We start from the raw sequence: 22954 nt of genomic DNA, 5'->3' as shown, positions 1-22954 counted from the left end.
ATTCGGAAAACTCGTAGAAAAGCGCGCGAGACCGGCTACCTCCATACCGCGGACTACGCGTTCCAGTGGCGACTTTTCCTTGGCTCTCTCAGCAAGCCCTCCCGGACCCCGCTACAATATAGTTGACACATCAATCGTTGATGTATCATTTGTATTCCCGCCCTCCGCCATGGCCGTCCACACTGCGCTCCCGCACTCCCATACTCAGGTTCTGCCGTTCAAGGAATCGCTCTTGGCGATGATCGGCATCTGCTTTGTCGTTGTTCTGGTCGCCTTCGACCAAACCGTGGTCGGCACGGCGCTGCCGACGGTGGTGGCGGAACTCAAAGGCTTTGAGCTGTACGCCTGGGTGGCAACGTCGTATTTGCTGACGTCAGTGGTGACGGTGCCGATTTTTGGCCGCCTGGGAGATTTCTACGGACGCAAGCCGTTTGTGATTGCCTCCATCGTGGTGTTCACGTTGGCGTCGGTCATGTGCGGTATGGCGGGCAGCATGACGTTCTTGGTGTGGTCGCGGGCGCTGCAGGGCATTGGTGGCGGCATGCTGGTCGGCACGGCTTACGCGTGCATTCCCGATCTCTTTCCCGATGCGCGTGTACGTTTGCGCTGGCAGGTAATGCTGAGCGCGTCGTTTGGTATTGCCAACGCCATCGGCCCGACGCTGGGCGGCTGGATGACGCAGGCGTTCGGTTGGCGGTCGGTGTTTTACGTGAACATTCCGTTCGGTGTGCTGGGGCTGTGGTTTGCCTGGCGCTTTCTGCCGCATCTGCGCCAGAACGCGCATACCGGGCGTATCCGGCTGGACTGGCAGGGTGCGGTGCTGATCACGGTGGCGCTGGGTGCGCTGCAGTTGTTCGTGGAATGGCTGCCGCGGCATGGCCTGTCGCTGCCGCTCTTCGGTTGGCTGGTGCTGTCCGCTGCCGCATTCGTGGCGCTGTGGTGGTGGGAGCAGCGTGCCGAACAGCCGCTGCTGCCGTTTGACATGTTGCGCAATCCGGCGCTGGCTGCGCTGTTCATGCTTGCGTTGCTGTCGGGCTTCTCGATGTTTGCGGTGCTGTTCTACGCACCGCTGCTGTTCCAGGGCGGGTTTGGCATGTCGCCTCAGGAAGCCGGCCTGGTGATTACGCCGCTGGTGGTGTGCATCACGCTGGGCAGCATCATCAACGGGCGCATCGTCACGCGCATTCCCAAGCCCAATGCCATGCTGTATGCCGGCTTTGCGCTGCTGACCGTGGCGGTGGCAGGCATGTCGGTGTCGTCCAAGGGCATGCCGCACGCGGTGCTGACGTTGCTGATGCTGCTGGCAGGGCTCGGGCTCGGTTTCGTGCTGCCCAATCTGACCGTGTTTGCGCAGCAGACGGCCGGCCGCGCGCACCTGGGCATTGCCACCGCGTTGCTGCAATCGCTGCGCATGGTCGGTGGCATGGTGGGCACGGCGCTGGTCGGCACCCTGGTGAGCGAGCGCTATGCCTCGGGCGTTGCCAATGCGCTAAGCGCTGATAACGCGATGCAATGGCTGCGCCAGCTTGCCGATCCCGAAATTCTCATCGATCATGATTCGCAAGCCGCCTTGCTCTCGCAGTTGCATGTTGCCGGCCACGACGGTACGGCTCTGCTCGAAGCCGCGCGCCATGTGCTGGTCAGTGCCATCCATATCGGTCTGATTGTGGCGACGGTAGTAGCGTTGATCGGCCTTTGGTATGTGCGCCGGGTGCCGCCCGTGGTGCTGCACCATGTCGAGCCTGTGCAACATACGGAATAGGCGCCGGATAGGCGAGAACAAGCCGGAGCGGTTAGGATGCGCGGTTCCCCAGCAATCTCAGCCCTGATCGATGACCTCTGAACGCGAACGCTTCGCCGTCATGCACCAGTTCGGCCGCACGTATCGTGCGTTCATGGCCGCCTTCGAGGCGCATGTCGGCCAGCCGATGCCGCGCTGGCGCATCCTGCTGGCGCTGCATGACAACACCGGAGGCGGCATGGCCCAGAAGCAGCTCGCCGAGCGCCTGCAGATGGACCCTGGCGCGCTCACCCGCCAACTCAAGGTGCTGGAGCAGCTCGGCTGGATCGAACGCGCAACCGATGCGCGTGACAACCGCCTGACTAACGTGTCGCTGTCAGATGCTGGCCTGGCCGTCGTGCTTGAATGCATGCCGCGCCGCATCGCCTTCATCAATGCCACGCTCGACGGATTGCCCGATGATCTCGTCCACGCGCTGTCCGAAGCGCTGGCGCAGATCGAAACACGCCTGGCCGAAGTGCCGGCGCTGGCCGCCCAGGCCTCTACCGCATCCGATACCAAGACAGCAGATCAGCCCGCAGACCGCTAATGCGCGCTGAATGCGTTCCGGAGACAACCATGTCCATGGTGATCAACAGCGCGCTGTACCGTAACGGCAAGCGAGAGCGTGACCTGTCCGTCGAAGCCATCAGCGACGTACTGCACACGCCGGGCTCGTTCGTCTGGCTGGGTTTGCATGAGCCGGACAACGCCATGCTCGACCGCGTGCAGGAGGAGTTCGGCCTGCACGATCTCGCCATTGAAGATGCGCGCAATGCGCACCAGCGCCCCAAGCTCGAACTGTACGGCGACGTGCTCTTCATCGTGCTGAACACCGCGCAAATGGAAAACGGCAACGTCGTCTTTGGTGAGACGCACCTGTTTGTCGGCAGGGATTTTCTCGTCTCTGTGCGGCACGGGCCGTCGGCGTCGTATTCGCCGGTGCGCGAGCGCTGCGAGCGCACGCCGCAACTGCTGGCCAAGGGCGCACCGTTTGCGTTGTACGCGGTGATGGACTTTGTGGTCGACAACTATCAGCCCGTGCTGGAGCGCCTGCAGGAAGAGTTCGAGCAGATCGAAAGCCAGATCTTTGGCGACACGTTCGATCGCGCGGCCATTGAGCGGCTCTATACGCTCAAGCGCCAGCTTCTGCGGCTGCGCAACGCTGCGCTGCCAGTGGAAGACATCGCCGGCCAGCTCGTGCGCCTGCATGAAGACGTGGTGCCCAAAGAGCTGCGCGCGTATTTCCGCGATATTGCCGACCACGCGCACCGCGCGGTGGGCGCACTCGACGTGATTCGTGAAATGCTGACCACGGCCATCTCGGTGAACGTGGCGCTGGTGTCGGTCACGCAGAACGACATCGTGAAGCGGCTGGCGGGTTGGGGCGCTATTCTGGCAATTCCGACCGTGGTGTTCAGCAACTACGGCATGAACTTCAAAGGCATGCCGGAGCTGGAGCATCCGGCGGGGTATCCCATCGTTCTGGCGTGCACCGCCACCGCTTGCGTGTGGCTGTATCGCAAATTGCGCAAATCGGGCTGGATCTAGGAGGCAACATATGGCGCGCTGCTGCTGGGCGGGCGAAGACCCGCAGATGATCGCGTATCACGACACCGAGTGGGGCGTGCCCTCGCACGATGATCGTCACCTCTACGAGATGCTGATCCTGGAGGGGGCGCAGGCCGGTTTGTCGTGGCAGACCATCCTGCGCAAGCGTGCGCGCTATCAGGAAGTGTTCGAGGGGTTTGATGCGGCACGCGTGGCGCGCTTCACGCCGGCACGCATTGAAAAGCTGCTCGCTGATCCGGGCATCGTGCGCAATCGCGCCAAGGTGGAAGGCGCCGTCATCAACGCGCGGAAAGTGCTGGAGCTTCAGGAAGAAATGGGTTCGCTCGATGCGTTCCTGTGGTCGTTTGTCGGTGGCAAGACCATCGTCAACCGATGGGACAGCTACCGCGATGCACCCGCCGCGACCGATGCGTCGAAGGCGATGAGCAAGGCGCTGGTCAAGCGCGGTTTCAAGTTTGTCGGCCCGACCATCTGCTACGCCTTCATGCAGGCGACCGGCATGGTCGATGACCACGAGGCTGGGTGCTTTCGCGCTGGGAATGCATAACGCTCAAGGCCCTTCTTGATCGGGCGAATGTCCGTTATTCTCGCCAATCCCAACATTGACGGAGTCGCTCTTCATGTCGCTGAATTTTCTCGGCATTGCCGGCAGCCTGCGCCGCAAATCCACCAACCAGGGCCTGCTGCGTGCGGCGTCCACCCGCGTGCCCGCCGGCGTTGAAATGGACGTGGCCGATCTGACGGATATTCCGTTCTACAACGCCGACATTACGGACAAGCCTGCTTCGGTGGTGCGCGTGCTCGAACAGATCGGGCGCGCCGATGCGCTGGTGCTGGCCTGCCCTGAATACAACTACTCGCTGGCGCCGGCGCTGAAGAACATTCTTGACTGGGCCTCGCGCGAACCCAACAACGCGTTGCTGGCAGGCAAGCCGGTCGCGATCCTGGGCGCGGGCGGCGGCATGGGTACGTCGCGCGCGCAGTATCACCTGCGTCAGGTGTGCGTGTATCTGGACCTGCATCCGCTGAACAAGCCGGAAGTGTTTGCCAACGCGTTTGCCGGCGGCTTCACCGCCGATGGCGATCTCACAGACGAGCGCATCGCCGGCCTGATCACCGAGCAGATGCAGGCGCTGGCCAACTGGACGTTGAAGCACAAGGCTTGATCGAGGCCTTGCGATAGCAGTCTCACTCGCCGGCGTGCAGCGTACGGTTGCGCCCGGCGAGTGAACCCGCCACCAGGGATGCGAGCGCAATAGCGCTGAACAGCCAGCCCATCACGGCCCAGCTGCCCGTCAGATCGTGCAGCACGCCCATGAGATACGGCCCCGCGGCAGCCATGGTGTAGCCAATGCCCTGCGTCATGGCCGACAGGCTTGCCGCCACGCGCGCATCGGCCGAGCGCAGCACGATCAACGACAGCGCCACGCTGAAATTGCCGCCCTGGCCGAGTCCCAACAAGACCGCCCACCACCACAGCGTCGACAACGGCGCATACAGGCAGCCCATCAGGCCGGCCCAGCACATCAGCATCATCAAGATCACGGCGGGGCGTTGGTCGCGGCCGAGCCGCGCCACAAAGGGCCCACCCAGCGCGGTGATGAGCTGCACGAGAATCGACACCGCCACCACCACGCCCGACTGCACGGCAGACAGCCCGCGGTCTTGCAGGATCACCGGCAGCCAGCCGAAGACGCAATACGCCAGCGACGATTGCAGCCCCATATGGAGGGTCACCTGCCAGGCAATCGGCTTGTTCCACAGTGACACACGCTGCAGCCGAGTGGCCGAGCCCTTGCCGTGCGCATGCCGCATATGCGGCCACCAGCCGACAAAAGCCAGCAGCGCGGGGAGAGCCCAGAACGCCAACGCAAGCTGCCAGCCGCCCAGCCATGCCGAAAGCGGCGCGCTGGCGCCGGCTGCCACCGCCGCACCAAAGCACAGCGCCATGGTGTAGACGCCTGTCATCAGGTCAGCCTGGCGGCCGAAATCCCGCTTGACGATGCCCGGCAACAGAACGCCCGTCACGCCAATGCAGGCGCCCGCCGCCAGCGTGCCGATGAAGAGCGGTGCAACGCCACCCGCGCTGCGCAAGGCAATGCCTGCCGCCAACGCAATCAGTAAGCCGCCCACGGCGCGTTCTGCGCCAAACCGCCGAGCCAGCACCGCGGCTGCAGGCGCAAACAGGCCCAGGCACAACACCGGCAGGGTCGTCAGCAACCCCGCCGTGGCGCCCGACAACCCTGTGCCAGCCGCCACCTGTTTCAGCACGGGCGACAGGCTCGACAGCGCGGGCCGCAGGTTCACGCCCACCAGCACCAGCCCGACAACGAGCAGGATCAGCGCGCTGGACGAACGGCGGTCTGCAGCGTCATGCGCAGCAGGAGATGGCGATGTGTGTGGACGTTGGGACATGGCAGAACGGGCATGCAAGCAAGCTGCCGATTGTAGGTCGCGCGCCGGATTGGTGCATGCGCGCCACCCAATGCCAATGATCCCGACTCCGTCATTACGTAGGATCAAGGCGCGCGGCGAGGTCGGACAGTACGTCTGCGGAAGGCGCGCCGCGTTCGGCCGCCAAGGTCAGCGCACGCCGTGTGAGCGCTGTGTAAAGCGCGGCATGATCGGCGCCCAGTGCATCCAGTGCGTGCAGATGTTTGTCGATGACGCCGCCGTCTCCGCGCGAGACTGGGCCTGCCAATGCGCCAGCCAGGCCACGTGCGCGTGCCGCGGCCAGCGTGCCGTCCACCAGCGGCCACATGGCAGCCACGGCGGCATCACGGTCGATGCCTGCGGCCTCCCACAACGTGGCGGCTTCATGGAGTGCGCACAGCAGGAAGCTGGCCGCGTAGTTGGCCCCGGCGTGATACAGGGCACGTTGCCCGGCACGCACTTTCAACGGCGTGCAGCCGAGCCGCAGTGCAAAGCTGGCGAGCGCCGCGTCGTGTGGGGCATCGGCGTCAATGGCGATGGACGCGCCGCCCAGACGTTCGGCATCGTCGGGCAAGCCGGCAAACAGAAACAGCGGATGAAAGCTGGCGGTATCCGCGCCGCACCGGCGAGCGCCCTCCAGCAAGTCGCGCTCGCCGGCACCGCTGCAGTGGATGACGAGTTGGCCGGGTCGCCAGCGGATGTTATCGACCACGCCCGGGATGGCGTCATCCGGCACGGTCACGAACACCCAGTCGGCAGCATCCGCCACGCCTTGCGCGTCGACGGCCTTGGCGCCTGTAGCATGCGCGAGCCAAGCGGCAGGTGCGCTTGAACGGTTGGCAACCGCCACGGTGCGTACACCGGCGCCGTGTGCCCGCGTGGCCAATGCCCGCGCCAGCCGGCCCGCGCCAATCCAGCCCACCGAAACCGGCGTTTCGATTGCAAACGACGTCATGGCAACCCTCGATTTTTCATGGTCTGCATCTTATAGCGAAGCCACGTCAGGTGATCGGGCGGTACGGCGGCCGGTAAACTGCACGCCTTCGCCTGCAGCGTTGGGCCGCGCGCGAACAAACGGTTTTTTTGGATGGACATGTCAGTGCAGGCAGGCGTTATGCAAAGCAAAAGTAGGGCAACCGTCATCGGGCTTATCGCGGTGCTGCTATGGAGTTCGATCGTCGGGTTGATCCGGGGCGTGAGCCAGCATCTGGGGGCCGTAGGTGGCGCTGCCATGATCTATACCGTCGCGTCGATGCTGCTCGTATTGACTGTCGGCTTCCATCATTTGAAGACGTTTCCGCGGCGCTATCTGGTGTGGGGCAGCCTGCTGTTCGTGTCGTATGAGCTGTGCCTCTCGCTGTCGATCGGCTATGCCAACAGCGGGCGGCAAGCAATCGAAGTCGGGATGGTCAATTACCTGTGGCCGACGTTCACGATGCTGTCTGCGATTGCCTTCAACAAGCAGCGGGCGAATGCCCTGATCATGCCGGGTGTCCTTGTTTCCATCATCGGGATTTGCTTCGTGCTTGGCGGTGATCAAGGGTTCGATATCGCCGGCATGGCCGAGAACATCAAAGACAACCCGCTCAGTTACGGATTGGCATTCGCAGGCGCGGTGATCTGGGCGGCGTATTGCACGGTCACCAGCCGGATTGCCGAGGGCAAGAATGGCGCAACGCTGTTCTTCATCCTGACGGCGCTGGCCCTGTGGATCAAGTTTTTCGCCACGGGTGGCGGTGCAATGCATTTCAGCGTGTCGGCGATGATTTATCTCGCGTTGGCCGCGTCAGCAATGGGCTTCGGCTACGCGGCCTGGAATGTCGGCATCCTGCACGGCAATGTCACGGTGTTGGCGACCGCGTCATATTTCATCCCTGTGTTTTCTGCTGCCCTGGCCGCTGTGTTGTTGCATGCCCCGCTGTCGTTTGCGTTCTGGAAGGGCGCACTGATGGTGGTTGCGGGGTCGATCCTGTGCTGGCTTGCGACGCGTGGGGGTCGGGCAAAGACGTTGTCTTCGCCCAAGTCTTCGGCCTGACATAAGAACGGGCACACCCACACATCCGCGGTATTTAATATTCGCAATTAACCGCCAAGATTTAAGAAAAACCGCAGATATAGCCAGCACGGGAACGAGGCGTGCTAGATGCCGGGTAAGCCGCTGCGCCACGAGGGAACGGCGGCATACCAACACAGAAACAGGAGGCATCATGTTGAGCACCATTCTCATCATCGTTCTCATCTTGCTGCTGATCGGCGCGCTGCCGTCTTGGCCGTACAGCCGGGGCTGGGGCTACGGGCCGACGGGCGGCCTCGGGCTGATTGTGGTGATCGTGGTCATTCTCGTGCTGCTGGGCTATATCTGACGCCAGCCAACGCCGATGCACGCATGGTTCTGAGCATCGCCTGACCGGTTTCCGAGGGTTGGCTGAGCACCGTAGTGGGGCGAGTGTCTTGCAGACGCTTGACTGGGCATAATCCCAGCTGCGTTCCCGAAGGACACTTCCATGAAGACAGGTCGACACGCCGGCGTCCACGCGCCCGGCGGTCGCGCCCGAATCGCGCCGGTGTTGCTGGCCCTGCTGTTGGCCGGCTGCGCGGTCGGGCCCGATTACCACACGCCGCCCCTGAGCGGCCCCGAAGCGCCGCAAGGCTGGCACGCCACGCTGCCGCACCACGGCAACCGCATGGCGCTGGCGCACTGGTGGGAGCAATTTCACGACCCGGTGCTGACACAACTGGTGGAGCAAGCGGATGCGACCAGCCCGACAATCGCGCAGGCCGTCGGCCGCGTGCGCGAGGCGCGGGCGAGCGCTTCCGCCAGCCGGGCGGCGCTGTTCCCGCAACTGAAAGGTTCCGGCTCTGCCACGCGGCAGGGCGGGTTTGGTGGTAACCAGTTTGCCGGCGGCACGGGCGGGCTGTCTGCCGGTGCGCTGAGTCCCACGCTGGGCCTGGGTACGATCACCACTTTGGCGGCGCAGGCCGACGCGTCGTGGGAGATCGATCTCTTCGGCGGCAAACGCCGCAGCCTGGAAGGCGCCGATGCGCGCCTGACTGCCAGCGAAGCCGATTGGCACGACGCGCGGGTGTCGCTCGCCGCCGAGGTTGCCAATGCTTATTTGCAGCAACGCGAGTGTGAGGCGCTGGTCGACATCGGCGCGGCAACGTTGTCGTCCCGACAGGAAACGCTGCAACTGACCGAACGCAAATTCCGCGCTGGCTTTGTCGCGCCGGCTGATTTTGCGCAAGCGCAGGCCACGGTGGGGGATGCCGTCAATGCGCTGGAAGGCCAGCGTGCGCAATGTGCGCAGGGCATCGACAAGCTCGTCACGCTCACCGGCATGGACCACGATGCGCTGAACGGGCTGCTATCCAAGGCCAGCGCGCAGATTCCAGCTCCGCCCGATGCCGGCGTGCCCGATGTACCGGCGCAGGTGCTGTCGCAACGGCCGGATGTGTCGTCGGCCGAGCGCGCGGTGGCGGGGGCAAGCGCCGATATCGGGGTGGCGGTGGCGAGCCGATTGCCGTCGATCACGCTGGCGGGCTCCATCGGCATCAATTCGTACCGCCTTGGCGGGCAATCGCTGACGACCAAGTCTTGGTCGTTCGGGCCATCGGTGTCGTTGCCGATCTTTGACGGTGGCTCGGGTGCGGCGCGAGTGGAAACAGCACGCGCCCGTTACGACCAGGCGCTGGCCAGCTACCGCAGCAAGGTGCGTCAGGCTGTGCAGGAAGTGGAGGATGCGCTGGTGCGCCTGGACGCTTCCGACCGACGTGTCGACGCAGCCACCATGGCCGACGCCCAATACGCAAAGGTGCTGGAAGCGTCCAACGCCCGCTATCGTCTGGGCGCGGGCAGCCTGCTTCAGTTGGAAGACGTGCGACGCACTGCGTTGCAGGCTTCGCAGTCTCTGGCGGCGGTCAAGCTTGAACGCGCGCAAGCCTGGGTGGCGCTGTACAAGGCCGTGGGCGGCGGCTGGCGCGACGATGCGCCCAATCCTCATCCCGATAACAAGACCACTGCGCCGACCGCTCAGGGCCGGACGCATACCGGAAGCGCTTCATGACAGGACAACGAGTTTGGATGGCCGCGCTGGCCGTGATGCTGGCCAGCGCGTTGGCGGCGTGCGGCAAATCTGCGCCCGAGAACAAGAAGAACGAGCAGACGCCTGCCAAGCCGGCGCTGGCCGTCAACGTCGCGCACCTCGCGCAGCAGGTGTGGCCGCGCATCGCCACGGCCAGCGGTGCGGTGCAGCCGTGGCAGGAAGCCAGCATCGGCGCCGAGGTGAGCGGGCTGAAGCTGGCGGAAGTGCTCGTCAACGTGGGCGATGTGGTGAAGCAAGGCCAACTGCTTGCCCGTCTATCGGATGAAACCGTGCGCGCCGATGTGGCTGCGCAACGCGCCAGCCTGGCCGAAGCCGAAGCATCGGCCGCGCAAGCCGCCGGCGAGGCGCACCGCGCGCATGAACTCGACAAGAGCGGTGCGATCAGCCAACAGGATCTGATCCAGTACGACACGCAGGCCAAGACGGCTGCTGCCAAGCTGGCCGCAGCACGCGCGCAGTTCGAGAGCCAGCAATTGCGCTTGCGCTACACGCGTGTGGTCGCACCCGACGACGGCGTGATCAGCGCACGCACGGCCACCGTGGGCGCTGTGGTGTCATCCGGCACCGAACTCTTCAAGCTCATCCGCAAGAATCGCCTGGAATGGCGCGCCGAAATGCACGGCGACATCCTGCCCCGCATCCAGCCCGGCCAAGCCGCGCGCGTGCGCCGCATGGACGGCGGCGTGGTAAACGGCCGCGTGCGCCAGGTCGCTCCCACGGTCGACGCCAACACGCGCAATGGCCTCGTCTATGTCGATCTGCCGCCGGAAGCTGCAACGTCCGGCGTGAAAGCCGGCATGTATCTCTCGGGCGATGTGCAGCTGGGCGATGCGCCGGCTGCGACCGTGCCGGAGACCGCCGTGTTCTCACGCGATGGCTACGACTACGTGATGGTGATCGGCCAACAAGGCCGTGTGCGCCAGACCAAGGTTACAGCTGGCCGCCGCCAGGACGGGCAAGTCGAAATCGTGCAGGGCATCGGCGCGAAGGACGGCGTGGTCGCCGCCGGCGCAGCATTCCTGAGCGATGGCGATGTGGTGCGTGTGGCCGCTGGCGGTACAGCCTCCGCGCCCGCCGCATCGGCGCCCGCAGCCGGAGCCAAGCCATGAACTTTTCTGCCTGGGCGATCCGCAAGCCGATCCCTTCGATCCTGCTGTTCATCCTGATCACGGTGGCAGGGCTGGTGTCGTTCAAGATGTTGTCGATCCAGAACTTTCCGGACATCGATTTTCCTGCCGTATCCGTGACGGCTAGCCTGCCGGGCGCCACGCCCACGCAGATGGAAACCGAGGTCACGCGCAAGATCGAAGACAGCATTGCGAGCATCGGCGCGATCAAGCACATCACGTCCACCATCAACGACGGCAGCTCGACCACGATGGTCGAGTTCCAGCTTGAGAAGGATGTGCAGGAAGCCGTGAACGACGTGCGCGATGCGGTCAGCCGTATCCGTGCGCAGCTGCCATCTGACGTGCAGGAGCCGGTCATCTCCCGCGTGACATTCGCAAGCCTCCCGGTGCTGACGTACGCCGTGGAAGCAAGCGACATGGACGCGGAGGACCTCTCCTGGTTCGTCGACAACACGGTCAACAAGCGGTTGCTGTCGGTGCATGGCGTGGCCAAGGTGACGCGCCAGGGCGGCGTGGACCGCGAAGTGCGCGTCCAGCTCGACCCCGTACGCTTGCAGGCATTGAACGTTTCGGCGGCGGACATCAGCGCGCAAGTGCGCGGCATGCAGCAGGAAGCGCCGGGTGGGCGCGGCAACGTCGGCGGGCAGGAACAGGCGGTGCGCACGCTGGGCACCGTGAAGAGCGCGCGCGAACTGGCGCAGATGGACATCCCGTTGTCGGACGGCCGGCGCATTCGCCTTGCAGATGTCGCAGACGTGCGCGACACCGCGGCGGAGCCCCGCCAGATGGCGCTGTTCGACGGCAAGCCCGTCGTCAGCTTCCAGGTGTTCCGCTCGCGCGGTGCGAGCGAAATCTCGGTGGCCAAGGGTGTGCGCGACGCGCTGGCCGCATTGCAGGCCGAACGGCCCAATGTGCATGTGACCGAGGTCTACAACATGGTCAAGCCGGTGTCGGATGCATACACCGCCTCGATGCACGCGCTGTACGAAGGCGCCATCCTGGCCGTGATCGTGGTGTGGCTGTTCCTGCGCGATTGGCGTGCCACGTTCGTGTCGGCCGTGGCGCTGCCGCTGTCGATCATTCCCACGTTCGCGGCCATGCAGTTGCTCGACTTCACGCTCAACGGGATCACGCTGCTGGCCCTCACGCTGGTGGTCGGGATTCTCGTCGACGATGCCATCGTGGAGGTGGAGAACATCGTGCGCCACCTGCGCAATGGCAAGAAGCCGCTGGAAGCCGCCATGGAAGCCGCGCAGGAAATTGGCCTGGCCGTGGTGGCGACATCGCTCACGCTGGTGGCGGTGTTTCTGCCGACGGCGTTCATGGGCGGCATCTCGGGCAAGTTCTTCAAGCAGTTCGGCTGGACGGCATCGCTGGCGGTGCTGGCCTCGTTGCTGGTGGCGCGGCTGCTCACCCCCATGATGGCGGCCTACATGCTCAAGCCGCAGGATGAACCCAACCGCGACGGCTGGATCATGACGCGCTATCTGCAGGCGGCACGCTGGTGTCTCGTGCACCCCTGGAAAACGGGCGGTATGGCAGCGGCGTTCTTCGCTGTGTCGGTCGCCATCATCGGACTGATCCCGGCAACGTTCCTGCCGCCCGAAGACTGGGCGCAGCTGCAGATGACGGTGGAAAGCCCGCCCGGCAGCACCATCGCCCAGACCCGCGACAACACCGAGCGCGTGCGCAAGATCGTGATGCAGCACAAGGAAGTCCGTCACGTCTATACCGCCATCGGCTCGGGCGTGATGGCTGGTGTGCCAGGTTCCAGCGGCGGCGAGGTGCGCAACGGCACGCTCACGATCTCGCTGACCGACCGGCATGATCGGCACGTCAAGCAGCAGGACGTCCAGCGCCAGTTGCGCGAAATGCTGGAAGGCGTGCCGGGCGTGCGGATCTCGTTCGGCGCGGTGGGCTCTGGCGAGCAACTCCAGGTGGTGCTGACCGGCGACGACCCCGCCACGCTTCAGCAGGCCGCGCGCGATGTGATGCGCGATCTGCGTACCGTGCCGGGGCTCGGCGCGGTCACATCGTCGGCGAGTCTGCTCCGGCCCGAAATCGTCATCCGCCCGGACTTTGCGCGCGCGGCACAGCAAGGTGTGACAGCCGCCGCCATCGGCCAGGCCGTGCGCGTGGCCACCGCCGGCGACTACGACGTCAACCTGCCCAAGCTGAACCTGCCGGAGCGGCAGGTGTACATCCGCGTTGAACTCGATCCGAAGGCGCGCAACCAGATCGATACGATTCGCCAGTTGCGCGTGCCGGGCCGCAACGGCGCGGTGCCGCTGGAAAACATCGCCGATATTTCCATCGGCAGCGGCCCCGCGCAGATTGACCGCTATGACCGCAGCCGCAACGTCACCATCAGCGTCGGCCTGGAGGGGCGCGCGCTTGGCGACACCAACATGGCGGTGGAGGCGCTGCCGTCCATCAAGAACTTGCCGCCGGGCGTGCGCCGCATTGCCTCGGGGGACGTGGAGGGCATGCAGGAGCTGTTCAGCAGTTTCTTCCTCGCCATGTTCGCGGGGGTGCTGTGCGTGTATGCCGTGCTGGTGCTGCTGTTCCACGACTTCACGCAGCCGGTGACCATCCTGGCGGCGCTGCCGTTGTCGGTGGGTGGAGCGTTCGGGCTTTTGGCGCTGTTCGGCTTCAGCTTGTCGCTGCCGGCGTTGATCGGCTTGCTGATGCTGATGGGCATCGTGACCAAAAACTCGATCCTGCTGGTGGAATACGCCATCGTCGCGCGGCGTGATCTTGGCATGTCTCGCACCGAGGCCATCATCGATGCATGCCACAAGCGCGCACGCCCCATCGTCATGACCACGGTGGCCATGACGGCCGGCATGGTACCAATGGCGCTCGGTCTGGAGGGCGATGCGGGTTTCCGGGCGCCGATGGCCGTGGCGGTGATCGGCGGCCTGCTGACTTCCACGCTGCTGAGCCTGCTGGTGGTGCCGGTGGTGTTCGAAAAGGTGGATGACTTCAAGGAGTGGACGCTGCGCAAGTTCCGTGGCGTGCGCCATCACGGGCACAGCGCTGAGCCTGTACCGCAGCAGGAGCAGCGATAACGGTGGCGTCGCCCCGGCCTCACGGAGGCCGGCGAAGCGGCCGCTTCCGAGGCGCTACACGGAAGCGTCGCCGTCTTCGGCAATCGATTCCATGGGGCGGCGGCCTCGACGTGCTACGGCGGGTAGCGTCGCGGAGGTCAGCACTGGACCTTGCTGTCGCGCCCAGCGCGGCGCGCGCACTGCGTCAAATGCGGGGTTGTCCATGACTGCATTCTCGTGATCTACCGAGAAGCGCGAGAGCGCGGCAGCAAACTGCGTTGCGTCTGCGTGATAGCCGAGTCCGGGCGGGCCGCTGGTTTGCGGGCGTTTGCCGTTGTGCCCGTCAGTGTCCGTCAAGCCAAGTTTGAGTTGTACGAGCCCTGGATATCGGTACCCGCCCGGGCCCTTCATGACGCCCATCAGCCCGCGATGTGGCGCCCGGGCATAGTCCAGCGTGAGCGCCACGCCACGGGGCTTGCCGTAATCGACATCGAGCGGGCCGCCCTTGGTGGCGCGACGACCCTGGTTGTTGTTCAGCAGTTGCGGGTCCATCAAGATCATGGACGGCTGCTTGGGCAGCAGAACACGGCTCTCGACCGTCGCACGGAAGCTTTGTGCCATGGCGCCGCCCATTGACGCGCCAGAAATGAAATCGAGTTCGACATGGTTGGGCCGGGACAGGATCTTTGCGAACAACTCGCCCGCCCGCTTGGTCGCACGGTCAACATCGCCAATCCGGCCGAAGGCGCTGCTGATGTCTTGGCGCACATCCCGGAAGTTTTGCGTGCCGCCGAAGAACATGCGTATGCGTTGCGGCCCTTCAGCATCGTTGGCGGAAGCAGGCTCCAGCGCAACACTGATGTGGGCGATTCTCATGGCCTTGACCAGTTCGGCGTGCTCGCCCTCTGTCAGGGCTCCAGACAGGGCGGGATGCTCCAGCGCTGAAAGGCCGTAATTCGCGAAGTTGCCGCCGATTTCCTTGGCAAACTTCGAAAACGTCTCGCGTATGGCGGCCCGCTGCTGGGCGCGCACGTTTACATCTTCCGACGACAGGGCGCCGAATCCCAAGGCCTCGGAAAGCGCGCTGGCATCCCGATCTGGCAATTCGTCGAACGTGCGCAGCGCGTCGTGGACGAGGTTGATCTTGTGCCCCGATTTCAGCGTGTTGATTGCAGGCTTGGCCGTGCGTGCTGTCGCTGGCGACAACCGGAGTTCGGGCTCCGCCCGCAACTCAGCCAACGGGGTCGCAGACGGCCCTACGCGCCGCGTATTGGCCGCTGCTGCATCGGTGGGCAGGGGCGTTCTGTCACGAAGGTTGCCGACCAAGGTCTCGCGTTTGGCAAGTTCCAGAAACGCCTTGGCCGCCACGCCCGTCTTGGGGATGGTGTCTGGCGATCCGCCAAATCGCATCGTCAACACGCGCGCGAATGTGCGGCCCGCTCCGTTCGGGGTGCGCAAATCAGGGTTATGCGCCAGCATGGCAAGCACCGTGTCTTTGTTCGCAGCCTGGGCGAGCCGCATGACGGCCGTATTGCCGCGCGCGTCGCGGGCATCGATTGGCGCGCCCGCACGGACGAGCAGATCGACGGCATGCGCAGAGCGGGCGTTAAAAAGCGGCGTTGCGCCCTGATTGTTGGTCGCGTGCACGTCGGCACCGGCTTCGAGCAATTGCTCCAAGAGCGCCGTGTCGCGTCCTGCCACGGTATGCAGCGGCGTATTGCCCACGCCGTCCTGTGCGTTGATATTCGCGCCGTGCGCGACCAGCGCCTTGGCCAACCTGAAGTTGTCACAACCCAGCGCGCTCACGAGCAGCGGGTCGCCATGGTGGTCAACGGCATTCACGAGGTCGGGATGCTTGGCGAGAATCTCGTCGAGCCGCTCAGATGAAAAATCGTGCTGCCACACCATGTCGAGCACCTCTGCGCGATGCTCGGCCTGGTGCAGAAAGGTCATCCCCCAGCCGTCACCAGATGGAATCGACGGTGCAGCGCCAGTATTCTTTGGCGACGTTGCGGACGCCGCTTCCCGGCGGCTCGTGCTTGGCGACCACTGCGCGCCGGAGCGAATCGCCTTGATGGCGTCGTGCAGTTCCGGGTCGGCGGACGTGCGCCCAGCGGCTTTGGGGCTGCTTGTGGAAGCGGCACTAATGGCAGGCAGTGTTCCAGTGTGCTTGCGTGCGGGCAGCCGGCTGAGTTGAGGCGCAACTTTGCGAGGGCTACGCCCCGTGCTGCTGCTCGTCTGCTCCGGCATCTGCCGGGCATCGGCCACGCGGTTTGTAGGCGCGGACGAACCGAGCCAAGTGCGAACAAGAGAGACCGGGCTTTTCATGGGATCGTCCCATCGATATTAGAAAACACGAATCACTGGATTCAATATTGTTTTCTGCACGTGTCAGCCGCGTACCGTGTTGCGAAATGGTGAGCGCGTGTGCGAAGCGACGCTGCCTTGTTGGTTGACAATCGCTCTGCTGCGACAGCGCTGTGGCACCTGGTGCACGTTGTGGCAAGAGATGACGAAAAAAAAACGCCAGCTGGATGGCTCCAGCCGGCGTCTTTTGGGGGCGCGCAACAATCAGGCCGATGCGGTTTCCGCGTGAACATGCTGGCTGCCAGCATGTGCCGCGTTTGCGTGTTTGGCACGCAAGCGGCGCGTGGCTTCCACCATGCCTTGCAATGCCGCTTCCACTTCCGGCCAGCCGCGTGTTTTCAGGCCGCAGTCGGGGTTCACCCACAGGCGTTGCACCGGCACGACTTGAGCCGCCTTGTCGAGCAGCGCTTCCATCTCTTCCACGCGCGGCACGCGCGGCGAATGGATGTCGTACACGCCCGGGCCGATCTCGTTGGGGTACGCAAACTCGCCAAACGCGTCGAGCAGTTCCATGTTCGAGCGCGACGTCTCGATGGTGATCACGTCGGCATCCATCGACGCAATAGCTGGCAGGATGTCGTTGAACTCCGAATAGCACATGTGCGTGTGGATCTGCGTGTCGTTGCGCACGCCGGAGGCCGACACGCGGAACGCACGCGCCGCCCATTCCAGGTAGCCTGGCACATCAGATGCGCGCAACGGCAGGCCTTCGCGGAAAGCCGGCTCGTCGATCTGGATGGCGGCAATGCCTGCGGCTTCCAGATCGCACACTTCGTCGCGCAGGGCCAGGGCGATCTGCAGCGCGGTCTGCTCGCGCGGCTGGTCGTCGCGCACGAACGACCACTGGAGCATCGTCACCGGGCCGGTCAGCATGCCTTTCATCGGCTTGGCGGTCAGGCTTTGCGCGTATTTGGACCACTCGACCGTCATCGCTTCAGGGCGATACACGTCGCCGTAGATCACGGGCGGCTTCACGCAGCGCGAGCCGTAGCTCTGCACCCAGCCGTTGGCGGTGAACGCGTAGCCCCACAGCAGCTCGCCGAAGTATTCGACCATGTCGTTGCGCTCGGCTTCTCCGTGCACGAGCATGTCGAGGCCCAGGGCTTCCTGGCGGCGCACGACATCGGAGATCTCAGCCCGCATGCGTTGCAGGTAATCCAGTGCGGGCAGTTCGCCGCGCTTGTGCTGTGCGCGTGCCTGGCGAATCTCGGCCGTCTGCGGGAACGAGCCGATGGTGGTGGTCGGCAGCAGCGGCAGGTTCAGGCGGGCTTGCTGTGCTTCAGCGCGGGCAGCGTAGGGCGCGGCGCGGTCGGCATCTTCTGCGCGGATCGCGGCCACGCGCTTCTTGACGCTGGCGTTGTGCACGCGGCGCGATTCGGTACGCGAGGCGATGGCGGCACGGTTGTCATCGAGCGCCTTCTGCACGGCAGCGGGGCCTTCGACCAGCGCGAGCTTGAGGATCGCCAGTTCGTCCAGCTTCTGGCGCGCGAAGGCCAGCCAGCCCTTGAGTTCGTCGTCGAGCTTGGTTTCGGCAGACAGATCCACCGGCACATGCAGCAGCGAGCAGCTCGGCGCCACCCACAGGCGATCGCCAAAGGCCTCGGCCAGCGGCGCCACGCTTTCCAGCACGCGTGCCAGATTCGAACGCCAGATGTTGCGGCCATCCACCACACCAATGGAGAGGACCTTGTCGGCAGGCCACGGCGCGAAGGCGCCAAGCTGTTCCGGTGCACGCACCAGATCCAGATGCACGCCATCGACCGGCAAGGCCTTGATCAGCGCTGCGTGGTGGGAAGCGGCTTCAAAGTAGGTCGCAAGCAGCAGCTTCGGGCCCTTGGCGGCGGCCAGCGCCTGGTAAGCGGGACCGAATGCATCTACCCAGGCTTGCGGCAGATCCAGCACCAGCGCAGGTTCGTCAATCTGCACCCATTCGACATTCAGTGCGGCCAGGCGTTTGAGCACGGCCGTGTAGGCCTGCAGGATTTGCGGCAGTAGCGTGAGCTTGTCGGTCAGGCCGTTGCGGGCCTTAGCCAGATGCAGGAACGTCACCGGCCCGATCAGGGCGACCTTCACGCGGTGCCCGGCGGCCTGCGCTTCGCGCACCTCGTCGAACAGCCATTGGGTGCCGGGTCCAAAGTGCAGGTCCGGCGTGAGTTCGGGCACGAGGTAGTGGTAATTCGTGTCGAACCACTTCGTCATTTCCATGGCGGCATGGTCGGCATTGCCGCGCGCGAGCACGAACGATTGCGCCAGCGTCAGCTGTGCGGCGTCAAAGCCATAGCGTGTGGGAATGGCGCCGAGCAGCGCAGCCGTCTGCAGCATCTGGTCGTACCAGGCGAAATCGCCCACGGTCACAAAATCGAGGCCGGCATCGCGCTGTGCCGTCCAGTGGCGCTCGCGCAAAGCGCGGCCGGTGGCGCGCAGGTCATCTTCGGACGAGGCGCCTTTCCAGAACGATTCGAGGGCGAACTTCAGCTCGCGTTGTGCGCCGATGCGCGGGTAGCCGAGGGTATGGATGGTCGTCATGGTGGTCGCAGGAGAGGCGATTCGTTTTTCAGTCCTGCGATGATCGGCGACCCTACATCATGAATCAAATGATATTATTTTCGCCAAAGTTGAATCATATTCATACATTGGAAGCCGCACCAACATGCTTGAAATCCGCCACCTACGCACGCTGATCGCCCTGGCCGACGGTGGCTCCGTCTCGCGCGCCGCCGAGCGGCTGCACCTGACGCAGTCGGCGCTGTCGCATCAGTTGCGCGCGCTGGAGTCGCACTATGGGCTGGCCGTCGTGCGCCGCAAGGGCCAGACGGTGGAATTGACCGAAGCGGGCGAGCGCATGCTTGAACTCGCGCAAAAGGTCGTTGCCGACATCCAGACCGCCGAGCGCGACCTTGAACGCATCAAGGGCCGCGCGGCCGGCACGCTGCGCATCGCGCTGGAATGTCACACCTGCTTTGACTGGCTGATGCCCGTGATGGACGCTTTCCGCCAGCGCTGGCCCGAGGTCGAGATGGATCTTGTGTCGGGGTTCCATACCGATCCGCTGGCGCTGCTCAAGGACGGCCGTGCCGACGTCATCATTGGCTCCGATGCCAAGATGCGACGCGGCGTGGTGTTTGCGCCGCTGTTCCGCTTCGAGATCCTCGCCGTGCTGCCCGTTGACCACGCGTTGCGCAACAAGAAGTGGCTGGAAGCAAAGGACTTTACGGACCAGACGCTCATCACGTACCCCGTGCCCGAAGAGCGCATCGATCTGATCCGGCAGGTCCTGACGCCGGCCGGGATCGCATTCAACCGCCGCACGGCGGAACTGACCATCGCAGTGCTGCAGCTCGTCGCCAGCCGACGTGGGCTGGCCGCGCTGCCGAGCTGGGGCATCAAGAATTACGTCGATTACGAATACGTGGTGGCCAAGCGTGTCGGCAAGGAGGGCCTGTGGAGCGATCTCTACGCCGCCATGACGCGCGACTATGCGCAGGCGCCGTTTGCGCAGGACTTTATCGAGACGGCCAAGTCGATCTGCTTTGCGCAGTTGCCGGGCTTGATGCCGCTGGAAGCGTAATCAGGCGTGCCCCTTGCGGGGCAGGCGCGGCAACTTGCCTTGCAGACCGTCTTTCAGGAAGTCCAGCAAGTGCCGCGTCGCGAGCGTCCGGTATCGGCTGGGCATCGCCAGCATGTAAAGGCGGCTGCCAAACACGCTGAACCGATACCCCGGCAGCACGCGTTTGACGTGCCCGTCGCGCAGATCATCAGCCGCGGCGTAATAGGGCAGGATTCCGAGCCCATTGCCCGAACGCACGGCGGCTTGAAGGAACAGGTAGTTGTCGGACGAGACGCCCGGGTCCAGCGTCACGAGTGTCCGTTCATCGCCCAGTTGCGCCGATAGCCGCAGCGGCTGCCCAACCGCAGGCGCGCTGACGATGGTGTGTTCGCCCAGCGCGTCGAGGGTTTTTGGCATGCCATGCGCGGCCAGGTAATCCGGCGCCGCGCACAGCACCCAGTCAACCTCATCGAGCAGCGTGGCGACGAGCGATTCCGGCGGGTTCGAGACGATGCGCAGCGCCACATCCACATCTTCGCCAATCAGGTCGGACACCCGGTTGTCGAACCGCACATCCAGCCGGATATCCGGATACGCACGCTTGAAGGCCACCAGCAGCGGCGACACCAGCAAATGCCCCAACCCCGTCGGCACCGACAGCCGCACGCTGCCTTGCAGTGATTTGCCGAGCGATGAGACCAGCGCGTCGGCGGCGGCCATTTCGCGCAGGATGCTGCGGCCGTGTTCGTAGATGCCGGCACCCACCTCCGTCGGTTCCACGCGGCGCGTGGTCCGGCGCAGCAATTGCACGCCCAGTGCGCGCTCAAACGCCTTCAGCCGGTGGCTCACGTTCGAGCGCGTGGTCTGCAGCCGGCGTGCCGCCGCCGACAGGTTGCCCGCATCGACGATTTCCACGAACAGCTTGAGCGCATTGAGATCCATGGCGGCCCGCCAGATTGGTGAATTGAATTCGACATTCTGTTGATGCGGGCGCGGATTGTCAAAACACGCCAACCCGGTAACATCCCCCGGAATATCCCACAGGAGCAGGTGACATGGCGCTCGACGACGAATCCTTCGGCCTGCTGCAGCAATCGGTGCAGCGATTCATCCAGGAACGGCTCGTGCCGGCGGAAAACATTCTCGAGGAAGAGGATGACGTGCCCGCCGACATCGTTGCCGACATGAAAGAGATGGGCCTCTTCGGCCTGTCGATTCCGGAAGAGCACGGCGGGATTGGCCTGGCGATGGCGCAGGAATGCGAGGTGGCGTACGACCTCGGGCACACGGCGCTGGCTTTCCGCTCGGTGTTTGGCACCAACGTCGGCATCGGCTCGCAGGGCATCCTGATGGACGGCACCGATGCGCAAAAGGCCAACTACCTGCCGCGCATTGCCAGCGGCGAGCTCATCATCTCGTTTGCACTCACGGAACCGAACGCGGGGTCGGATGCTGCATCGCTGCAGACGCGCGCCACGCTGGAAGGCGATCACTACGTCATCAACGGGACCAAGCGTTTCATCACCAACGCGCCGCGTGCCGGGGCATTTACGCTGATGGCGCGCACGGGCGACGAAGGCGCGGGCGGCATCTCAGCCTTTATCGTGCCGGCCGACACGCCGGGCATCACGCTCGGCAAGCCCGACAAGAAGATGGGGCAGCGTGGCACCAAGACGTGTGATGTGATGCTCGATAACGTGCGCGTGCCGGCAGCCAACATCATTGGCGGCGTGGCAGGGCAGGGCTTCAAGACGGCGATGAAGGTGCTGGACCGCGGCCGCCTGCATATCTCGGCGCTGGCATGCGGCATGGCGCACCGGCTGATGACCGACGCGGTGGCCTATGCCAAGGAGCGCAAGCAGTTCGGACAGCCCATCGCAGACTTTCAATTGATCCAGGCCATGCTGGCCGACAGCCAGGCAGAGCTGTACGCCGGCATGTCGATGGTGCGGGATTGCGCGCGCCGGTACGACGCCAAGCCCGTCGGCAAACAGGACCACGAAGTCAGCATGCTGGCCTCGTGCACCAAGATGTTCTGCACGGAGATGGTCGGCCGCGTGGCGGACCGTGCTGTACAGATTCACGGTGGCGCGGGCTACATCGCCGAATACAAGGCCGAGCGTTTCTACCGCGATGTGCGCCTGCTGCGTCTGTACGAGGGCACTACGCAGATCCAGCAGCTCATCATCGCCAAGAACCTGCTGCGCGACTAGGCTGGCTCTAACAATCTTCCAGGATATGGCTCTGTTTTGGAGCCACGTTCTGGTTCAGAATGGGCGCATTCCTGTTCGATTGCACGGTTGCTGCCGGAGTTGCCATGTACGTTCCCGCCCACTTTGAAGAATCGCGCCCTGACGCGCTGCACGACCTGATCGCGCAGAACCCGTTCGGGACGCTCGTCACGCATGGCGAGCATGGGCTGGACGCAAACCACATTCCGTTTTTGCTGCTGCCGGAAGAGGGCAACCTTGGTGCGCTGCATGCCCACGTGGCACGCGCCAATCCGGTCTGGAAAGACGTGGAAAATGGCGACGAGGTGCTGGTCATCTTCCGAGCGGGCGATGCGTATATCTCGCCAACGTGGTATCCGAGCAAGCACGAAGCCCACCGGCAGGTGCCGACATGGAACTACCGCGTCGTGCATGCGCATGGTCGTATCACCGTGCGTGACGACGAGCGTTTTGTGCGCGGCGTGCTGGCACGCCTGACGCGCACACATGAGGCATCGCAACCCACGCCGTGGAAGATGTCCGACGCCCCGGCCGACTACATCGATGACTTGTTGAAGATGATCGTGGGCATCGAGATCGAGATCACGCGCCTTGAGGGCAAGCTCAAGCTCGGCCAGAACCGGGAAGCGCGCGATGCACGCGGCGCGGGCGAGGCGCTCAAGGCCAACGGCGCGCATGTCATTGGCGACGCGATGCTCGCTGCGCTGGCTGCAAAGACGGAATGATGGGAGCGGCGGACTG

Annotated in this window: 19 protein-coding genes; 13 read left to right on the top strand and 6 right to left on the bottom strand. The window is 64.5% G+C overall.

Going from position 1 to position 22954, the window contains the following annotated elements; translation table 11 throughout:
* Positions 1 to 169 precede the first annotated feature (169 nt).
* The 5 genes from ACEN9T_RS03355 to ACEN9T_RS03335 all read left to right on the top strand — a co-directional run bounded on the left by ACEN9T_RS03355 (position 170) and on the right by ACEN9T_RS03335 (position 4518).
* Positions 170 to 1762, top strand: coding sequence for an MFS transporter (locus ACEN9T_RS03355; protein WP_413706426.1), 1593 nt, complete (start codon positions 170 to 172; stop codon positions 1760 to 1762).
* A 70-nt stretch (positions 1763 to 1832) separates the two neighbouring features.
* A complete protein-coding gene (locus ACEN9T_RS03350; RefSeq protein ID WP_092971240.1) occupies positions 1833 to 2330 on the top strand; it encodes a MarR family winged helix-turn-helix transcriptional regulator in 498 nt (165 codons plus the stop codon).
* Positions 2331 to 2359: 29 nt separating this feature from the next.
* Positions 2360 to 3331 (top strand): magnesium and cobalt transport protein CorA, encoded by a 972-nt coding sequence (locus ACEN9T_RS03345; protein WP_092971241.1) that lies wholly within the window; start codon positions 2360 to 2362, stop codon positions 3329 to 3331.
* A 10-nt stretch (positions 3332 to 3341) separates the two neighbouring features.
* The gene (locus ACEN9T_RS03340; RefSeq protein WP_413706425.1) at positions 3342 to 3899 is read left to right on the top strand and encodes a DNA-3-methyladenine glycosylase I; all 558 of its coding nucleotides are present in this window, start codon (positions 3342 to 3344) and stop codon (positions 3897 to 3899) included.
* A 73-nt stretch (positions 3900 to 3972) separates the two neighbouring features.
* Entirely contained in the window at positions 3973 to 4518 is a 546-nt protein-coding gene (locus tag ACEN9T_RS03335) for an NADPH-dependent FMN reductase (RefSeq protein WP_092971265.1), read from the top strand.
* A 22-nt stretch (positions 4519 to 4540) separates the two neighbouring features.
* Here ACEN9T_RS03335 and ACEN9T_RS03330 read toward each other — a convergent pair whose 3' ends face one another.
* Genes ACEN9T_RS03330 through ACEN9T_RS03320 form a run of 3 tightly spaced genes read right to left on the bottom strand, consistent with a single transcriptional unit; the run spans position 4541 to position 6740 of the window.
* A complete protein-coding gene (locus tag ACEN9T_RS03330) occupies positions 4541 to 5767 on the bottom strand; it encodes a CynX/NimT family MFS transporter (RefSeq protein WP_092971266.1) in 1227 nt (408 codons plus the stop codon).
* Complete coding sequence (locus ACEN9T_RS03325; protein ID WP_139219359.1) at positions 5724 to 5825, bottom strand: hypothetical protein; 102 nt, start codon at positions 5823 to 5825, stop codon at positions 5724 to 5726. The genes ACEN9T_RS03330 and ACEN9T_RS03325 overlap by 44 nt, the downstream gene beginning before the upstream one ends.
* A 36-nt stretch (positions 5826 to 5861) precedes the next feature.
* Complete coding sequence (locus tag ACEN9T_RS03320) at positions 5862 to 6740, bottom strand: Rossmann-like and DUF2520 domain-containing protein (protein ID WP_092971267.1); 879 nt, start codon at positions 6738 to 6740, stop codon at positions 5862 to 5864.
* Positions 6741 to 6899: 159 nt separating this feature from the next.
* Here ACEN9T_RS03320 and yddG point away from each other — a divergent pair, with 159 nt between their 5' ends.
* From yddG to ACEN9T_RS03295, 5 genes are all read left to right on the top strand, one after another.
* On the top strand, positions 6900 to 7820 hold the full coding sequence (gene yddG, locus ACEN9T_RS03315) for an aromatic amino acid DMT transporter YddG (protein ID WP_413706424.1): 921 nt from the start codon (positions 6900 to 6902) through the stop codon (positions 7818 to 7820).
* Between the two features lie 172 nt (positions 7821 to 7992).
* Complete coding sequence (locus tag ACEN9T_RS03310) at positions 7993 to 8148, top strand: DUF3309 family protein (RefSeq protein ID WP_004634893.1); 156 nt, start codon at positions 7993 to 7995, stop codon at positions 8146 to 8148.
* Between the two features lie 141 nt (positions 8149 to 8289).
* On the top strand, positions 8290 to 9849 hold the full coding sequence (locus ACEN9T_RS03305) for an efflux transporter outer membrane subunit (RefSeq protein ID WP_413706423.1): 1560 nt from the start codon (positions 8290 to 8292) through the stop codon (positions 9847 to 9849).
* Entirely contained in the window at positions 9846 to 10997 is a 1152-nt protein-coding gene (locus ACEN9T_RS03300; RefSeq protein WP_092971270.1) for an efflux RND transporter periplasmic adaptor subunit, read from the top strand. The genes ACEN9T_RS03305 and ACEN9T_RS03300 overlap by 4 nt, the downstream gene beginning before the upstream one ends.
* Positions 10994 to 14089, top strand: a complete 3096-nt coding sequence (locus tag ACEN9T_RS03295) for an efflux RND transporter permease subunit (protein ID WP_092971271.1) — start codon at positions 10994 to 10996, stop codon at positions 14087 to 14089. Before ACEN9T_RS03300 ends, ACEN9T_RS03295 begins: the two co-directional genes overlap by 4 nt.
* A gap of 54 nt (positions 14090 to 14143) precedes the next feature.
* On the opposite strand, the gene ACEN9T_RS03290 is transcribed toward ACEN9T_RS03295, so the two are convergent.
* Positions 14144 to 16021, bottom strand: coding sequence for an ankyrin repeat domain-containing protein (locus ACEN9T_RS03290; RefSeq protein WP_413706422.1), 1878 nt, complete (start codon positions 16019 to 16021; stop codon positions 14144 to 14146).
* 618 nt (positions 16022 to 16639) lie between these two features.
* Positions 16640 to 18961, bottom strand: coding sequence for a 5-methyltetrahydropteroyltriglutamate--homocysteine S-methyltransferase (gene metE, locus ACEN9T_RS03285; RefSeq protein ID WP_413706421.1), 2322 nt, complete (start codon positions 18959 to 18961; stop codon positions 16640 to 16642).
* A gap of 124 nt (positions 18962 to 19085) precedes the next feature.
* Here metE and ACEN9T_RS03280 point away from each other — a divergent pair, with 124 nt between their 5' ends.
* The gene (locus tag ACEN9T_RS03280) at positions 19086 to 20003 is read left to right on the top strand and encodes a LysR family transcriptional regulator (protein ID WP_027680114.1); all 918 of its coding nucleotides are present in this window, start codon (positions 19086 to 19088) and stop codon (positions 20001 to 20003) included.
* Here the strand turns inward: ACEN9T_RS03280 and ACEN9T_RS03275 are convergent, their stop codons facing one another.
* Positions 20004 to 20924, bottom strand: coding sequence for a LysR family transcriptional regulator (locus tag ACEN9T_RS03275; protein ID WP_092971274.1), 921 nt, complete (start codon positions 20922 to 20924; stop codon positions 20004 to 20006).
* 113 nt (positions 20925 to 21037) lie between these two features.
* Between ACEN9T_RS03275 and ACEN9T_RS03270 the strand changes: the two genes are divergently transcribed.
* Together ACEN9T_RS03270 and ACEN9T_RS03265 are read left to right on the top strand one after the other, a co-directional pair.
* Positions 21038 to 22195 carry an acyl-CoA dehydrogenase family protein gene (locus tag ACEN9T_RS03270; protein ID WP_092971275.1) on the top strand — a complete coding sequence of 386 codons (1158 nt, stop codon included), beginning with the start codon at positions 21038 to 21040 and terminating at the stop codon, positions 22193 to 22195.
* Positions 22196 to 22299: 104 nt separating this feature from the next.
* Entirely contained in the window at positions 22300 to 22938 is a 639-nt protein-coding gene (locus ACEN9T_RS03265) for an FMN-binding negative transcriptional regulator (RefSeq protein WP_092971369.1), read from the top strand.
* The last annotated feature ends 16 nt before the right edge of the window (positions 22939 to 22954 follow it).

The organism is Ralstonia sp. Ralssp110 (assembly GCF_047325135.1).
GTDB lineage: Bacteria > Pseudomonadota > Gammaproteobacteria > Burkholderiales > Burkholderiaceae > Ralstonia > Ralstonia mojiangensis.
Note: the sequence above shows the minus strand (reverse complement) of the source record. Positions and strands in the feature narration are given on the sequence as shown.

Excerpts from the sequence above, each read along its gene's own strand:
- ACEN9T_RS03355 (WP_413706426.1), top strand. The coding sequence starts at position 170 with ATGGCCGTCCACACTGCGCTCCCGCACTCCCATACTCAGGTTCTGCCG.
- ACEN9T_RS03350 (WP_092971240.1), top strand. The coding sequence starts at position 1,833 with ATGACCTCTGAACGCGAACGCTTCGCCGTCATGCACCAGTTCGGCCGC.
- ACEN9T_RS03345 (WP_092971241.1), top strand. The coding sequence starts at position 2,360 with ATGTCCATGGTGATCAACAGCGCGCTGTACCGTAACGGCAAGCGAGAG.
- ACEN9T_RS03340 (WP_413706425.1), top strand. The coding sequence starts at position 3,342 with ATGGCGCGCTGCTGCTGGGCGGGCGAAGACCCGCAGATGATCGCGTAT.
- ACEN9T_RS03335 (WP_092971265.1), top strand. The coding sequence starts at position 3,973 with ATGTCGCTGAATTTTCTCGGCATTGCCGGCAGCCTGCGCCGCAAATCC.
- ACEN9T_RS03330 (WP_092971266.1), bottom strand. The coding sequence starts at position 5,767 with ATGTCCCAACGTCCACACACATCGCCATCTCCTGCTGCGCATGACGCT.
- ACEN9T_RS03325 (WP_139219359.1), bottom strand. The coding sequence starts at position 5,825 with ATGCACCAATCCGGCGCGCGACCTACAATCGGCAGCTTGCTTGCATGC.
- ACEN9T_RS03320 (WP_092971267.1), bottom strand. The coding sequence starts at position 6,740 with ATGACGTCGTTTGCAATCGAAACGCCGGTTTCGGTGGGCTGGATTGGC.
- yddG (WP_413706424.1), top strand. The coding sequence starts at position 6,900 with ATGCAAAGCAAAAGTAGGGCAACCGTCATCGGGCTTATCGCGGTGCTG.
- ACEN9T_RS03310 (WP_004634893.1), top strand. The coding sequence starts at position 7,993 with ATGTTGAGCACCATTCTCATCATCGTTCTCATCTTGCTGCTGATCGGC.
- ACEN9T_RS03305 (WP_413706423.1), top strand. The coding sequence starts at position 8,290 with ATGAAGACAGGTCGACACGCCGGCGTCCACGCGCCCGGCGGTCGCGCC.
- ACEN9T_RS03300 (WP_092971270.1), top strand. The coding sequence starts at position 9,846 with ATGACAGGACAACGAGTTTGGATGGCCGCGCTGGCCGTGATGCTGGCC.
- ACEN9T_RS03295 (WP_092971271.1), top strand. The coding sequence starts at position 10,994 with ATGAACTTTTCTGCCTGGGCGATCCGCAAGCCGATCCCTTCGATCCTG.
- ACEN9T_RS03290 (WP_413706422.1), bottom strand. The coding sequence starts at position 16,021 with ATGACCTTTCTGCACCAGGCCGAGCATCGCGCAGAGGTGCTCGACATG.
- metE (WP_413706421.1), bottom strand. The coding sequence starts at position 18,961 with ATGACGACCATCCATACCCTCGGCTACCCGCGCATCGGCGCACAACGC.
- ACEN9T_RS03280 (WP_027680114.1), top strand. The coding sequence starts at position 19,086 with ATGCTTGAAATCCGCCACCTACGCACGCTGATCGCCCTGGCCGACGGT.
- ACEN9T_RS03275 (WP_092971274.1), bottom strand. The coding sequence starts at position 20,924 with ATGGATCTCAATGCGCTCAAGCTGTTCGTGGAAATCGTCGATGCGGGC.
- ACEN9T_RS03270 (WP_092971275.1), top strand. The coding sequence starts at position 21,038 with ATGGCGCTCGACGACGAATCCTTCGGCCTGCTGCAGCAATCGGTGCAG.
- ACEN9T_RS03265 (WP_092971369.1), top strand. The coding sequence starts at position 22,300 with ATGTACGTTCCCGCCCACTTTGAAGAATCGCGCCCTGACGCGCTGCAC.